The organism is Saccharopolyspora taberi (genome assembly GCF_039534165.1).
In the GTDB taxonomy this organism is placed as follows: Bacteria; Actinomycetota; Actinomycetes; order Mycobacteriales; family Pseudonocardiaceae; genus Saccharopolyspora_D; species Saccharopolyspora_D taberi.
In genome coordinates this window covers 1-14,171 of sequence record NZ_BAAAUX010000040.1, presented here as the reverse complement: position 1 = coordinate 14,171, position 14,171 = coordinate 1, and the positions used below count along the sequence as shown (strand labels likewise).

At 69.7% G+C, this 14,171-nt stretch carries 14 protein-coding genes, 2 tRNA genes and 1 other RNA gene; 10 read left to right on the top strand and 7 right to left on the bottom strand.

Annotated elements, in window-relative coordinates; all coding sequences use genetic code 11:
- Positions 1-474 precede the first annotated feature (474 nt).
- Positions 475-1,539, top strand: a complete 1,065-nt coding sequence (locus ABD691_RS32050) for a hypothetical protein (protein ID WP_344686109.1) — start codon at positions 475-477, stop codon at positions 1,537-1,539.
- Positions 1,540-1,543: 4 nt separating this feature from the next.
- Here the strand turns inward: ABD691_RS32050 and ABD691_RS32045 are convergent, their stop codons facing one another.
- The gene (locus ABD691_RS32045; RefSeq protein WP_344686108.1) at positions 1,544-2,029 is read right to left on the bottom strand and encodes a DUF1453 domain-containing protein; all 486 of its coding nucleotides are present in this window, start codon (positions 2,027-2,029) and stop codon (positions 1,544-1,546) included.
- Positions 2,030-2,094: 65 nt separating this feature from the next.
- Here ABD691_RS32045 and ABD691_RS32040 point away from each other — a divergent pair, with 65 nt between their 5' ends.
- Positions 2,095-2,706 carry a TetR/AcrR family transcriptional regulator gene (locus tag ABD691_RS32040; RefSeq protein WP_344686107.1) on the top strand — a complete coding sequence of 204 codons (612 nt, stop codon included), beginning with the start codon at positions 2,095-2,097 and terminating at the stop codon, positions 2,704-2,706.
- 55 nt (positions 2,707-2,761) lie between these two features.
- On the opposite strand, the gene ABD691_RS32035 is transcribed toward ABD691_RS32040, so the two are convergent.
- From ABD691_RS32035 to ABD691_RS32015, 5 genes are all read right to left on the bottom strand, one after another.
- Positions 2,762-3,016, bottom strand: a complete 255-nt coding sequence (locus ABD691_RS32035; RefSeq protein WP_344686106.1) for a hypothetical protein — start codon at positions 3,014-3,016, stop codon at positions 2,762-2,764.
- A gap of 338 nt (positions 3,017-3,354) precedes the next feature.
- Positions 3,355-3,822, bottom strand: a complete 468-nt coding sequence (locus ABD691_RS32030; protein WP_344686105.1) for a YbaK/EbsC family protein — start codon at positions 3,820-3,822, stop codon at positions 3,355-3,357.
- A gap of 296 nt (positions 3,823-4,118) precedes the next feature.
- Positions 4,119-5,321 (bottom strand): cytochrome P450, encoded by a 1,203-nt coding sequence (locus ABD691_RS32025; protein ID WP_344686104.1) that lies wholly within the window; start codon positions 5,319-5,321, stop codon positions 4,119-4,121.
- Between the two features lie 34 nt (positions 5,322-5,355).
- Entirely contained in the window at positions 5,356-6,048 is a 693-nt protein-coding gene (locus ABD691_RS32020; RefSeq protein WP_344686103.1) for a TetR/AcrR family transcriptional regulator, read from the bottom strand.
- 283 nt (positions 6,049-6,331) lie between these two features.
- Entirely contained in the window at positions 6,332-7,297 is a 966-nt protein-coding gene (locus tag ABD691_RS32015) for a prephenate dehydrogenase (protein WP_344686102.1), read from the bottom strand.
- A gap of 127 nt (positions 7,298-7,424) precedes the next feature.
- On the opposite strand from ABD691_RS32015, the gene ABD691_RS32010 reads away from it, so the two are divergent.
- The 5 genes from ABD691_RS32010 (at position 7,425) to ABD691_RS31990 (ending at position 11,150) form a co-directional block, all read left to right on the top strand.
- Positions 7,425-7,913, top strand: a complete 489-nt coding sequence (locus ABD691_RS32010) for a tRNA adenosine deaminase-associated protein (protein ID WP_344686101.1) — start codon at positions 7,425-7,427, stop codon at positions 7,911-7,913.
- Complete coding sequence (locus ABD691_RS32005; RefSeq protein WP_344686100.1) at positions 7,910-8,386, top strand: nucleoside deaminase; 477 nt, start codon at positions 7,910-7,912, stop codon at positions 8,384-8,386. The genes ABD691_RS32010 and ABD691_RS32005 overlap by 4 nt, the downstream gene beginning before the upstream one ends.
- 108 nt (positions 8,387-8,494) lie before the next feature.
- Entirely contained in the window at positions 8,495-9,037 is a 543-nt protein-coding gene (locus ABD691_RS32000) for an RNA polymerase sigma factor (protein WP_344686099.1), read from the top strand.
- A 43-nt stretch (positions 9,038-9,080) separates the two neighbouring features.
- Positions 9,081-9,166: transfer RNA gene (locus ABD691_RS31995), tRNA-Ser, on the top strand.
- Positions 9,167-9,341: 175 nt separating this feature from the next.
- Positions 9,342-11,150 (top strand): endonuclease/exonuclease/phosphatase family protein, encoded by a 1,809-nt coding sequence (locus ABD691_RS31990; protein WP_344686098.1) that lies wholly within the window; start codon positions 9,342-9,344, stop codon positions 11,148-11,150.
- Positions 11,151-11,200: 50 nt separating this feature from the next.
- Here the strand turns inward: ABD691_RS31990 and ABD691_RS31985 are convergent.
- A tRNA-Ser gene (locus ABD691_RS31985) sits at positions 11,201-11,289 on the bottom strand.
- Positions 11,290-11,693: 404 nt separating this feature from the next.
- On the opposite strand from ABD691_RS31985, the gene ABD691_RS31980 reads away from it, so the two are divergent.
- The 3 genes from ABD691_RS31980 to ABD691_RS31970 form a co-directional block, all read left to right on the top strand.
- On the top strand, positions 11,694-12,380 hold the full coding sequence (locus ABD691_RS31980; protein ID WP_344686097.1) for a hypothetical protein: 687 nt from the start codon (positions 11,694-11,696) through the stop codon (positions 12,378-12,380).
- A gap of 338 nt (positions 12,381-12,718) precedes the next feature.
- An RNA gene (ffs, locus tag ABD691_RS31975) (signal recognition particle sRNA small type) lies at positions 12,719-12,813 on the top strand.
- 51 nt (positions 12,814-12,864) lie between these two features.
- Positions 12,865-14,171, top strand: a 1,307-nt coding sequence (locus tag ABD691_RS31970; protein WP_344686096.1) for a DNA polymerase III subunit gamma and tau, incomplete at its 3' end; no start/stop codon positions are given.

Sequence of the window (14,171 nt, the reverse complement as noted above, 5' to 3'; positions counted from 1 at the left end):
GGGGATCTCCCCGGCGGTCACTGGACACTAAGGATCCGTGGGACCTCGGCGCAATGAGAAAGTGGACGTTGGCAAACAGGCGCCGCCTGCCGGATCCGACGTTTCCAGGAACGTTCGGGTTATTGGTTTGCGGATCATGATGTGCGGGCGGACCAATGATCTCGCAGCGAAAGCGGACCATCCGAGTCCTGTTTCACCTGGTGGAAATCCGCAGGTGCTGCTGAATAGAACCGGAACTGGTTCCGAATAGTGATCAAGCCGAAGTAGTCACTCTTGGTGTTCCTGTGAAAGCAAAGCGTTTCCCTGGTGGCGCGCCGAGATCAACACGCAAAGTGTCTGCTCGTGTGCGTTTGGTGAAAACCGCGAGAGCCTGACCAGGGTCGCGCTGAATCGAATTTGTGCCCTAAATCACATCAACCGCCCGCTGGTCCCGAACCGGAATTCCCGTTGCCCGCGTCCCTACGATCTCCAGGTATGGGGCGGAAAACGATCCCGGTGCTGTGGGTGACCGGTGCGCCGGGGGTGGGGAAGTCGACCACCGGCTGGGGGCTGTACACGCGGATCGCGGCGCGGGGCGGCAGCGTCGGTTACGTGGACATCGATCAGCTCGGGTTGATCGGGCCGCCGCCGGGTGGGGGCTCCGCCGGTCACGGGATCAAGGCCGCCAACCTGCTGCGGGTGATCGGCACGTTGCGGCGCGCGGGTGTGCGGCAGGTTGTCGTGTCCGGGGTCGTGGATCCGGAGCTGGGGATCGGGCCGCACTTCGAGGGCCGGCCCGAGATCGAGCTCACCCTCGTGCGGTTGCGCTGCGAGCGGGATGAGTTGCGGCGGCGGTTCCTCGGGCGCGGGTCGCCCGCCGAGTTGCTGGAGGAGCTGTTCGAGGTGGTCGACAGGCTCGAAAGATCCGGCTTCGGGATTCCGCTGGACACCACCGGGCAGAGCTCCGACGCCACAGTGGACGCCCTCCTCGAACGCTGCGTCGTGGCCCCGGGTCCTTTCTTCCCGCCGCCCGGCGGGCCGCTGCCGGGGCCGGTGATCGTCGTGACCGGTCCCACCGCGGTGGGCAAGTCGACCGCCGCGTGGGGTGTGCTGCAGAACCTGTGGAAAGACGGCGTCCCGACCGCGTACGCCGACCTCGACCAGCTCGGCTTCGCCCCGGATTCCGCTGTGGCGAAGGCGAATCTGGCGGAGGTGTGGCAGGGCTACCGGGACGCCGGGGCCCGGGCGCTGATCGTCGTGACCCGCGAGCCCGGGGAGGTGCCAGGCGATCTGTGCGTCGGCCTGGACGCCGATGCCGCGACGCTGGCCGATCGCGTGCGGCGCCGGGCCGCCGGGGAGTCGGCGCTGCTCGCCGGGGACGAGTTGCGCGGCGTTTCGACTCACGTCCAGCAGTGGGTGGCCGAGCGGGCGGTCGCCGAGGCCGACCGGCTGAGGCGCTCCGGCACCCAGCAGGTCCTTCTCGACACCACCGGGCAGAGCGCCGAGGAGACCTCGGCGGACCTGCTCGATGCGGTGCGCCCCGCGCTCGAACCCCGCTGAGCGTTCAGCGGCGGGCGGTGGTGCGGTCCGGATCCGGCGCGAACGGCGTCCCGCTCGACAGAGCACGCAGCCCCAGGCTGATCATCTCGCCGACCAGTCCGACGCCGATGGACAGCGTCATCGGGCGCGCGTCGGGGTGCATTCCCATTGCCGCGCCCAGGAATCCGATGCCCGCGTTGCCCGCGAGCGACACCACCCAGACCAGGGCCGTCCACTTCGTGTAGCGCTGCCAAAGCACTCCGCCGCGCTCGAAGATCCGGACGGTCGTACCGCGCAGCGCCCCGAACCCCAGGCCGACCGCGCTGCCGATGACGATCCAGGTTATGTCCACAGCGGACAGTGGGATCTCGCGCAGTCCGTAGACGCCGATGCCCAGCAGCACCAGCGGGGTCACGAACACTTCGCGTGCGTTCATCGGCTCGCCCAGGAACCGCTTGCCGATCGCGACCAGCACGGCGACCGCGATCACCGCCCAGAGCAACGGGTTCACCAGCACTCCTTTAATAGCACGATCTTGCCAAAAAGAAGTTAGCAAGGTCGTGCTATAACGGCAAGGTGCCGAAGATTGTCGATCCGGACGAACGCAGGCGCGAGGTCGCCGAGGCGGTGTTCCGCGTGGTGGCCCGCGACGGCCTGGCTCAGGTGTCCCTGCGCACCGTCGCCGCCGAGGCGGGCCTCGCGATTGGATCGGTCCGCCACTACTGCGGCAGCTACGACGAGCTGATGGCGCTGGCGTTCCAGACGCTGGTCGACGCCGTCGACGAGCGGTTCGCGGTGCACCGGGGCCGGCTCGGCGAGACCGCCAGCGGCTCGCCGGAGCGCAGGCGGCTGGTCGAGGACATGCTCGCCGAGTTCCTGCCGCTGGACGAGCAGCGCCACCGGGAAACCGCCGTGTGGCTGGCATTCAGCGGAGCCGCGCGCACCGACGGGAACCTCACCCCGTACGTGCGCCGGATGTCCGAGGGCATGCGGATGGTGGTGCGCAGGATCCTCGAGGGCTGCGTCCGGTCGGGCCGGACGCCCGAACTGGACCTCGCGCTGGAAACCGACCGGCTCTGCGCCCTGCTCGACGGTCTCGCGCTGACCGTGATCACCGCCCCTTCGGCGATCTCACCGGCCCGCACCCTGGCGGTGCTGCGGCGGCACCTGGACACCCTCGCGATCTGAACCGGAAAAGAGGGCCCCGCCGCGGCGCGACGGGGCCCTCTCCCAGCGGCAGAGATCAGAAGTTGAACTCGTTGTTGGTGCTGTTGTCGCTGTTGTCGGTGTTGTGGATGATCCCCCAGTTCTGGATCTGGGTGTCGTTGTCCGAGAACGACCAGAACTCGTTGCAGCTGAAGTACCAGCAGTGGCTGCTCTCGTCGTTGTGCCCGTCGTCCTTGTTGTTCGCGTCGGCAGCCGACGCGAATCCGACGGAGGCGAACGCGAGCGGGAGCGCCAGAGCACCGACGACGACCGCGCGAGACAGAGATCGCATAATACTTCCTTCCTCGGATGACTGCCCCAGGTGTTCCCCCGGAACGGCTGATAGCCACGACCTTTGTAGCCGTGCCGTTGAAGGGGTGCAGGATCGAATCGATGGGCTTCACCTTAAGGTGTTATCGCCCGTTAGGCTCGATCATCGGGTACCACAGTATTGCGTTCTCGCATCCCCGAAAACCGCGCTATTGATCGATCCGGAGGGGTGTGCGCTGGGAAAACGCCGAACTCAATTCGTCGAGGAGAAAGTCGTCGGCCGGCTTCGGGCGCGCTGCCGGGCGAACTGATGCGCGAACCCAGTCGGGCATTACCCTCAGGTAGGTCGACATTTCCGGGTTATCCGGACACGTCGATCTCGGTCCCGCCGGTGATCCGGATCAGTTCCGGGTAGGTGGTGGGGAACATCCGGTATTTCGTGCCCGCACCCGCCCAGATCACGGGGTAGGAGTTCAGGTGGCGGTCGACCAGGGTGCGGATCGGCCGCGGATGGCCGACCGGACCGACGCCGCCGACGGGCTGCCCGGTTGCGGCGAGCACGAAATCCGGGGTGGCGCGGCGGATCCGGCCGAGGCCCTGCGACCGCGCGACGTGCTTGGTGTCCACCCGGTGCGCACCGCTGGTCAGGATCAGCAGCGGCTCGTCCTCGACGGTGAACACCAGGCTGTTGGCGATCGCGCCGACCTCGCAGCCCAGCAGCTCGGCCGCCGCTGCCGCGGTCGGCACCTCGGTTTCGAACTCGACGACCTGCCCGGCTGCGCCGAGCTGCCGGAGGTGGGTGGTGAACTCGTCGGCGATGTTGGTCATGCCCGGAGATTCCCGCATCGCGCCGAGCGGCTGCAAGCGGGTTCCGGGCCGGGAGGCGCCCGGGTTGATTTCCGCGCCGCGCCGAGCGTCCGCAAGCGCTCCGGCCCGGTAGGCGCCCGCGTTGCGGACGCCTACCCAAATGCCCTGTTCGGCCTAGTGACCGTCGATTCCCGCACGTGCTGTAGTTGCGGCTGGCGGTCACGTCGTCCGGTTGCCGGAAAAATTCCGAACTTCGAGGCAACCGTTCGGCCGTTGGAACGTCTTAGCCAGTAACCAGGGGTTTCTGCCGTTGCTGCTCAGGCTCTGGGGGTGAGCAGCAACGGCAACCTCCGGACCGCGGTCATGCTCGGGCTCGGCACGAACGTCGGGCCGTCGTCGGGATCGCTGCGCAGGTGCGGGAACCGGTCGAGCAGCAGGTTCAGCGCGACCCTGCCCTCCAGCCGGGCCAGCGGCGCCCCGAGGCAGAAGTGGATGCCGCGGCCGAACGCGATCTGCGGGTTCGCCGGGCGGGTGACGTCGTAGGTGTCCGGGTCGGTGAACTGCCGCGGGTCGCGGTTGGCCGCCGCCAGCCACAACATCATCAGCTGATCGGCCGGAACGGTCTGGCCGCCGAGCTCGACCTCCTCGGTCGTGGCCCGGCTGACGAGGGCGAACGGGCTGAAGTAGCGCAGCGACTCCTCGATCGCGGCGGGCACCAGCGACCGGTCCGCCCGCACCTTCGCGTACTGCTCCGGGTTGGTGTCCAGGCAGAGCACGGTGTTGCCCAGCAGCGCGGTGGTGGTGATGTGCCCGGCGATGAGCAGCACGTTGGCGAAGTTGACCACCTGGTTCTCGCTGAGCCGGGAGCCCTCCACCTCCGCCTCGACCAGCTTGGTCAGCAGGTCCTCGCGCGGCTTGCGGCGGCGCTCGGCGGCGTGCTCGCGCAGGTACTCGGTCAGCTTGCCGACCTGCTCGACGGCCACCGCGGTCTGCTTCTCCATCTCGTCGGTGTCGGTCAGCGTGAACTGCACGTTGTTGTTGAGCATCGCGTCGACCCACTCGCGGAACAGGCCGCGATCGCTCGCCGGCACCCCGAGCAGCTCGGCGATCACGATGACCGGCAGCGGGTAGGCGAGGTCGGTGACCATCTCCATCCGGTCCCCGACGCCGTCGAGCAGCTCGCCCGCCAGCTCGGCGATCCGCGGCTCCAGGTCCGCGACGACCTTCGGGGTGAAGGCGTGGCTGACCAGCTTGCGCAGGTGGCCGTGCTCCGGCGGATCCATGTTGACCAGGTTGCCCTCGGAGAACGCCTCGAAGTTCTTGGCCACCTTCTCCGGCAGCAGGCGCTGGGTGTCGGAGGAGAACGTCTTCGGGTCGCTGAGGATCTGGTGTGCCTCGGGGTAGCCGTAAACGTTCCAGAGCCCGGTGGCGGGATCGAACTTCACGGGCTGCTCGGGGTGGTCGCCCCGGAGCCAGAACTGGGCCTCGTTGATTCCCCAGGTGTCGGCGGCAGTCGCCATTTCAGGTGCCCCTTCTGGTCGGGGGAGCCCGGGGCTACCGGGTTCCCCGCGTCGGATCGGACGCGTAGATCCGCTTCCGGTAGCGGGACGTGAAGTCCCGCAGGATGTCGCCGAGCTCGGCCGCCGTGCGCGCGATCGTGGCCGGGTCCGGGCCGGTGTCGGGCTCGAACGCCCGCCGGACGACCCGCGACAGCGAGTCCGCCTTGGTCTCCAGGTCGAGTTCCTCGTGGTGGCCGAAGCGGTCGGTGAGGTAGAAGCCGATCGCCGTCGCCTGCAAGGCGAACTGGAGGTCCGGGATGTCGTTGAGCAGACCGCGCTCGACGTAGATCTGGTAGATCCGGTCGTTGAGCACGAGGTCCTCGGCGCGTTCCATCTCGGCCAGTTCGCCGAGGACTTCGGTGTCGCGGAGGAGCAGCGCCGCCAGCAGCGGGCTGCGCATGGTCAGCAGGTAGGCGCTCCGGACGAACCGGTGCATCCGGATCTCCTCCGGATCGTCCTCGATCACGGCCAGCAGCTGCTCGGTCATCGCGATGCTCTCGCGCAGCAGCAGCGCGTAGAACAGTTCCTTCTTCGTGCGCCAGTGCAGGTAGACGGTGCCCTTGCCGATCCCGGCCTGCTTCGCGACGTCCTCGATGGTCACCTTCCGGTAGCCGAGGCGGAGCATCAGCGCCGCGGCGGCGTCGAGGATGCGGTCGGCGCGGTCGGGGTTGCGGGGCTCGGGCGGCACTGGGTTTCCTCCTGGTTGACTCGATGACCAGATTTGAAATCTGGTCATCCGGTCACATGCAATGTAGCGCTGACCGCGATCGCGGGACAACGAGATTGCGTCACCCGGTGGAGCGGATTCGCCGGTCCGGGTGAGCATCGGCGGCTTGGGCGGCTTAGCTTCGCGAAAAGGTTCCACCACCCGGCCAGGGCTGACGGCGGGACGGCTCGGCCCCGTCCCGGCCGGCAGCGGCCGGAGTGGTTCCGGGAGGGGCCGCCCGAGCGCACCGGGCGGCCCCTCCGCGTCACGGCAGTTCGACCGTGACGGTCTCGGCGCCGAGCGCGACGATCCGGCCGCCCGCCGCACCGTGCTCGCGCAGGCGCTCCAGCACCTCCGGCTCGTCCCACCGCACGTCCAGCCGCTCGGGGTCGCCCGCGCGCAGCGACTCCAGCTCGGCGCGCGCGTCGTGGCCGGCATCCACAGTGGACTTCAGGCCGCCGGTGGAGGCGAGCGAACCGCGCGCCGCGCCGAGCCTGCCCAGCGCGTCGTCCACCGCGTCCAGCAGCGCGACCCGGTTGCCCTCGGTCATCGCCCGCACCAGCTCCGGCTCGCTGCCCGCGACCCGGGTGCCGTCCCGGAACGAGCCCGCCGCCAGCGACAGCGCGAGCGCGCCGCCGTCCGCGCCGACGGCCGCGAGCACCGCGGCGAACACGTGCGGCAGGTGCGAGATCCGGGCGACCGCCGAGTCGTGCTCCGCCGCCGAGGCCGCCACCACCTGGGCGCCGCAGTCGATCGCGAGCGCGGCGGCCTCCCGCCACGCGTCGAGCCGGGTGTCCTCCTCGACCGTCACCGCCCAGGCGGCGCCGCGGAACAGCTCCGCCGAGCCCGCGCTCCAGCCGGACGCGGCGACCCCGGCCATCGGGTGCCCGCCCGCGTACCGCGCGCCCGGCAGCAGGCTCCGGACCTCGGCGTCCACCGGGTCCTTGACGCTGACCACGTCGGTCAGCCACGCCTCCGGCGCGTGCCAGGCGACCTCGCGGAGCACTTCGCGGACCGCCGTCAGCGGGGTCGCGATCACGACCAGCGCGTCCTCCGCGGCGGCCCGCCGCAGCGCGTCCGCGGTGGCCTCGACGGCGAAGCCGTCGGCCCGCGCGGCGTCGGCGTCCGCCGAGGACGCCGTGGCGCCCCAAGCGGGGCGGCCGGCGGCGGAGGCGGCCCGCAGGACGGAGCCGCCGATCAGTCCCAGTCCGATGACGCACACGGCACGCATGGGGCCATCCTGCCGGACCACTTCGGAAGGTGACCGGCGCACCCGGACGAGCAAGAAAGCGAGCTCGGAAGGTTACGAGCGCGCAATAGTGCTTTCGGGTGGCGTTCGCACCCTCTACGGTGTCCTCATGACGGTCCAGGAGCCGGTCGCGGGCTTCGCCGTTGCCGTGGTGCGGGAGGACGGCCGGTGGCGGTGCAGCGCGATGGACAGCTCGGTGCTGGCGGGTCTCGACGCCGCGATCACGGAACTGCGCGGGTTGAGATCCACCGGCGCGGTGTTCGGCATGTGCAATGTGGACGACGAGTTCTTCGTCCTGGTCCGCCCCGTCCCCGGCGGGGTTGACCTGCTGCTCTCGGACGCGGCCGCGGCGCTGGACTACGACATCGCCGCCGACGTGCTCGACCTGCTGCGCATCGACCCGCCGGACGAGGACGACGACGAGGTCTGGCCGGAGGGCAACCTGGCCATCCTCTCCGACATCGGCCTGCCCGAGGGCGAGCTCCTGGTGATCATCGAGGAGGTCGACCTCTACCCCGACGAGCAGCTGGAGATGATCGCCCAGCGCTGCGGTTTCGGCGACCAGTTCGCGGGCCTGATGGAGAAGCTGGACCAGTGAGCGCCGGTGCCCACCGCGCCGCCGACGTCGAGCTGGTGCGGGCCGCGCTGCGGGTCGCGCCGGGCGCGCTGTCCACTGGGGATGTTCCGATCGGGGCGGTCGTGGCCGATCCGGACGGCCGGGTGCTGGCCACCGCTCACAACCAGCGCGAAGCCCTCCGGGACCCGACCGCGCACGCCGAGATCCTGGCGCTGCGGCGGGCGGCGGCAGCGCACGGCGACGGCTGGCGGCTGGAGGGCTGCACGCTGGCGGTCACCGTCGAGCCGTGCACGATGTGCGCGGGGGCGTTGGTGCTGGCCAGGGTCGCGCGGGTGGTCTTCGGCTGCTGGGAGCCGCGGACCGGGGCGGTCGGCTCGCTGTGGGACGTGGTCCGCGACCGGCGGACCAACCACCGGCCCGAGGTCGTCGGCGGTGTCCTGGCCGACGAGTGCACCGCCGTGCTGGAGGACTTCTTCCACGGCCACCGACCATGATCACCGGTTCGGGTGGCCTGTCCAGCCGGTGAACCCTCCGGCCTGCTGTGACGATGGATCCACCCCGCGAGCCGAAGCGGGCGGATCCATCGCATTGCGGGGGGTGGCGTGGAGCCGACCGATGCCGTGCTGGGAGCCAGGGTCGCCGCCGGTGACGAGGTCGCGTTCACCGAGCTCGTCCGCCGCCACTCGGACCCGGTCTTCGGCCTGGCCCTGCGGATGCTCAACGACCGCGCCGAGGCCGAGGACGTCGTCCAGGACGTGTTCGCCACCGCCTGGCGCGAGATGGCCGGGGTCACCGACTTCGGGGCGACCCGGGCCTGGCTGTTCCAGATCGCCCGCAGGCGCTGCCTGATCGTGCTGCGCAGGCGCCGGACCCGCCGGACCTACCCGGTGGCCGTCGTGCCCGAGCTCGCCGGGTCGGCGGGCGACCCGCAGCGGCTGGCCGAGGTCGGCCAGGGCGTGCGGGCGCTGGGCCTGGCGCTGGCCGGGCTGCCCGCCGGGCAGCGCGACGTCTGGCTGCTGGCCGAGATCCACGGGCTTTCGTCGCTGGAGATCGGCCGCCGGGTCGGCGCGGGTGAGCAGGCCGTGCGCGGTCGGCTGTCCAGGGCGCGGGCGACCCTGGCGGACGCGATGCGGGCCTGGCGGTGACCCCCGCGCGAGGTTGATCAGGGCGTCCGTTACGCTTGTCGGCGGTAGCGTGTCCGAGCGGCCTAAGGAGCACGCCTCGAAAGCGTGTGTGGTTAACCGCCACCGTGGGTTCGAATCCCACCGCTACCGCTCGCAAGAGCCGGTCATCGCAGTCGCGGTGACCGGCTCTTTGCTGTGCGTGGCGGTGCCGCGCGGACGTCATACGGAAGCCTTACTTGGGCCATACGGATGACCACTCTTCGTTATTCCTTCCCGGTATTTTCACTCTGCGGAGTGAAGTTTTCAAAACGGGGAAGGTGCATAAGTGGTGAGGAACTCGACGCTCGCCGCGGGTGTGGTCGTCGTCCTGGGCGCGTTATCCGTGGCGCCGGTCGCGACGGCGCAGGCAGCGGTCCGCATCCACGACATCCAGGGCACCGGCCGGGTGTCCGACCTCGTCGGCCAGGAGGTCGCCGACGTGCCCGGGGTGGTCACCGGAGTCCGGGCGTTCGGCTCGGCCCGGGGTTTCTGGGTCCAGGACCCGGAACCGGACGCCGACGCGCGCACCAGCGAGGGCCTGTTCGTGTTCACCGGCGGGGAAACGCCGCGGGTCGCCGTCGGCGACGCGGTGTCGGTGGCGGGCAAGGTCACCGAGTACTACCCGCTCGCCGAGGGTGAGAGCCCCGAGGACACGCCGAACCAGTCGGTCACCGAGCTGACCGGCGCGACCTGGCAGGTCACCGGCAAGGGCGAGATCCGGCCCGAGGAGCTGGGGCCCGAGACCGTCCCGGCGGCCTACTCCCCGGAGGGCGAGCTGGACAAGCTCGACCTCGACCCGGCGGCCTTCGCGCTCGACTTCTACGAGTCGCGCGAGGGCATGAGCCTGAGCGTGCGCGACGCCCGCGTGGTCGGGCCGACCGACGGCTACAACGCGCTGTGGGTGACCAGCAAGCCCGAGCAGAACGCGACCGGGCGCGGCGGCACCGCCTACACCGGGTACGCGGAGAACAACAGCGGCAGGCTGAAGGTCGAGTCGCTGATCCCGTTCGCCGAGCGGCCGTTCCCGAAGGCCGACGTGGGCGACCGGCTGGGCGGCGCGACCGCGGGTCCGCTGGACTACAGCCGCTTCGGCGGCTACGTGCTGGAGGCCGCGGCCCTCGGCGAGCACCAGCCGGGCGGGCTGGAGCGCGAGACGACCCGGCCGCAGGCCGAGGACGAGCTGTCGGTGGCGACCTACAACGTCGAGAACCTCGGCGGCGACAACGAGCAGGCCAAGTTCGACCAGCTCGCCAAGGCCGTCGCGGGCAACCTGGCGGCGCCGGACGTGCTGGCGCTGGAGGAGGTCCAGGACAACACCGGTGCGACCGACGACGGCGTGGTCGCCGCCGACGAGACGCTGCGCCGGTTCACCGACGCGATCGCGGCGGCGGGCGGCCCGCGCTACGAGTGGCGGCAGATCGACCCGGAGAACAACGCCGACGGCGGTCAGCCGGGCGGCAACATCCGGGTGGCGTTCCTGTTCAACCCGGCCCGGGTGTCCTTTGTGGATCGACCGGGTGGCGACGCGGTGACCCCGGTGCGCCCGGTGGCCGACGGCGACCGCGCCGCGCTGAGCGCGTCCCCCGGCCGCATCGACCCGGCGAACCCGGCGTGGGAGAGCAGCCGCAAGCCGCTGGTCGGCGAGTTCACCTTCCAGGGCAAGCAGGTCTTCGTGGTCGCCAACCACTTCAACTCCAAGGGCGGCGACCAGCCGCTGCACGGCCGGTTCCAGCCGCCGCGGCGCACTTCGGAGGAGCAGCGGACCGCGCAGGCCGAGGCGGTGCGCGGTTTCGTCGACGAGCTGCGGGGAATCGACGCCGAGGCCAGGGTCGTCGTCGCGGGCGACCTCAACGACTTCGGCTTCTCGCCGACCCTGCGGACGCTGACCGCCGACGGCGCGCTGGTCGACGCGGCGGACTCGCTGCCGCCGAACGAGCGCTACAGCTACGTCTACGACGGGAACTCCCAGGCGCTGGACCACATCCTGACCAGCCCCGCCGCCGGGACGGCCGACTACGACGTGGTGCACGTCAACGCCGAGTTCGCCGACCAGGCCAGCGACCACGACCCGCAGGTGGTCCGCCTCAGGGGCTGACCCCGCGACGACGAAAGCCCGGGTGTCGGTGACACCCGGGCTTTCCGCGCTGGCGGAGGATACGGGATTCGAACCCGTGAGGGCTGTTAACCCAACACGATTTCCAATCGTGCGCCTTAGGCCGCTCGGCCAATCCTCCGTGCGGAAGCCTAGCAGGTGGCTTTTTGAGCAGCGGATACGGGTCGTGACCTGGGGCGACGGGGTTGCGTCGTGGAGCGTGGCCACCTCTGCGCCGCGAAGCGGTGGGCCGGGTGGCTCGTCGAGCGCGAGGAGATGACGTCGACCCCGGTGGACAAGACCGAACCGCCGAACGTCGCGGGCAGTTCTTCGTCCTGGGACTGCGGTGTCGGGGCGTGCGAAGCCAGGCATGCAGAAGTGCCTGTGAACGCGTCCCCGCGAAGGTGATCGAGAATGCTCGCCACTCTCAGGAGATCGATTCACTCGATCGCATTTCAGTCTGGCCTGCCGAGTGATGGAAAAGGTGCCTTCCCTGCTCTTCTGGCAGTCTGAGGTCTCATTGTCGGCCAGTGGGAGGGGAGTCCCATGGGTGAGTTCCTTGACGAACTTGTTTCGGTTCTGTCGCCTGAAGACAAGAGCTGGCTCCAGGCGCAGTCGCCCGAAGTCCAGGAAAGCATCGCGAAAATGTACGAACAAGAGGTCAGTCTTCCGTATACCACCGATGCTGCCAGCGCCTTCTTCGGTGACCCGATGCAGCACCAAAAGAATGTGGCCGCGGGGGTCATGTCTATCAACAAGATCGCGTATTCGGTTGGGAGGGAAGCGGAATCCGGGCAAGGTGAATCTCCGACGCCGCCCGTCGATTCCGAGAAGATGGACAAGGTTTTGGGGAACCTGATCAAGGCACTGAAAGAGTCGAAAGAGGGACGATTCAAGATGCCGCCCGTGGAGCAAATGACCGAGCGGCAGCTAGTGGTCAAGGAGACTTTGGATGCTTGGAGTCAGAACTCGGGAGGCCTCGGCGAAGTTATGGCCGCGGATTTCGCGAAATTTACTGATTGGGACAACCTGTCGAATGATGACTACTATGGGAGGGTGCTAAGCGATCTCAATCAAGTCACTGTCAAGTTGGCGAATCGCGCAACCGAAGTGGAAGAAAAGAAGCTCCTGGCCAAGATTAACAACGATGCGGTGGCGATGGGCAAGGGGGATAGTTCGCCCGAAAACAGTACCCTGGGTCAATTTAAGCAGATAATCGACATTTTCCTCTAAAGGGGCTGAGGGGGACTGCTGGGTCGGCTTCGGCGATGGGGGCGAGTCGATCCCGGAGCGGACCAGCTCGGCCCCGCCGCGGATCAGCGCCAGTCGGCCAGGGGTTCGGTGGCGCCGATCGGCAGGTACTTCAGGGTGAGCCTGCCCGCGTCGGCCGGGACGTCGAACACGACCTTGCCGCTGCTTCGAGCCGGAGGTTTCACCGGCGCCGCAGCCAGCTTTCCGGCAAATGCCGACAATGCGCTGCGGGAACCTGTCTTCAATTCATTTCCGATGCCCTCCGGATCGCTGCCGCACCCCACCTTTGCGGGGGCCGCCGGGGCGTGGGCTACACTGTCCGTGGACCTCGTGCGGCGTCCATCCTGTGAACTCCCCCAGGGCCGGAAGGCAGCAAGGGTAAGCGGGCTCTGGCGGGTGCACGGGGTCCCCTTTACTTCCCGGACCAGGATCCGCCCTGTCGGCACCACCGCGTAGGGTCTCGACCGTGGCGCTCGCCCTATACCGCAAGTACCGGCCGGCGACCTTCGCTGAGGTCGTCGGGCAGGAACACGTCACCGAACCGCTGCGGACCGCGCTGTCGTCCGGGCGGATCAACCACGCCTACCTGTTCTCCGGCCCCCGCGGCTGCGGCAAGACCTCCAGCGCGCGCATCCTCGCCCGGTCGCTGAACTGCGCGCAGGGGCCGACCGCCGACCCGTGCGGCGAGTGCGACTCCTGCGTCGCGCTCGCGCCCGAGGGCGGCGGCAGCGTCGACGTCGTCGAGCTCGACGCGGCCAGCCACGGCGGTGTCGACGACACCCGCGAGCTGCGCGATCGCGCGTTCTTCGCCCCGGCCCAGTCGCGCTACCGGATCTTCATCATCGACGAGGCCCACATGGTCACCACGCAGGGCTTCAACGCCCTGCTCAAGATCGTCGAGGAACCGCCGGAACACCTGATCTTCGTCTTCGCGACCACCGAGCCCGACAAGGTGCTCACCACCATCCGGTCGCGGACCCACCACTACCCGTTCCGGCTGATGCCGCCCGGCGTGATGCGGGAGCTGCTGGAGCGGATCTGCGGCGAGGAGGGCGTGCGCGTCGAGCCCTCGGTGTTCCCGCTGGTGATCCGCGCCGGTGGCGGTTCGGCGCGGGACACCCTCAGCGTGCTGGACCAGCTGCTGGCCGGGGCCAGCGAGGACGGCGTCACCTACGAGCGCGCGGTCGCGCTGCTCGGGGTCACCGACGTCGCGCTCATCGACGACATGGTGGACGCGCTCGCGGCCGGTGACGGCGCCGCCGTGTACGGCACCGTCGACAAGCTGGTGGAGGCCGGGCACGATCCGCGCCGCTTCGCCTCCGACCTGCTCGACCGGCTGCGGGACCTGGTGCTGCTGCACTCGGTGCCCGACGCCGCCCAGCGCGGTCTGATCGACGCCGCCGGTGACGAGCTGACCAGGATGCGGACCCAGGCCGAACAGCTCGGCGCGGCGACGCTGTCGCGGTTCGCCGAGATCGTGCACACCGGGCTGTCCGAGATGCGCGGGGCGACCGCGCCCAGGCTGCTGCTCGAACTGCTCTGCGCCCGGATGATGCTGCCCGCGGTTTCGGAGGGCGAAACCGCGCTGCTGCAACGGCTCGAACGGGTCGAGCGGCGGATGACCGTCGCCCCGGACGGGGCAGCGCCCGCGGCAGCGGCGGAGGCGCCGCCTGCGGCGGCCTCCGGAGCGCCTGCCGCGTCCGCGGCGGATGAGGCGAAGCCGCGCCGCGTTTTCCAGCGACCGGCCGAGCGCGCCGCGCGGGCCGAGCAGCC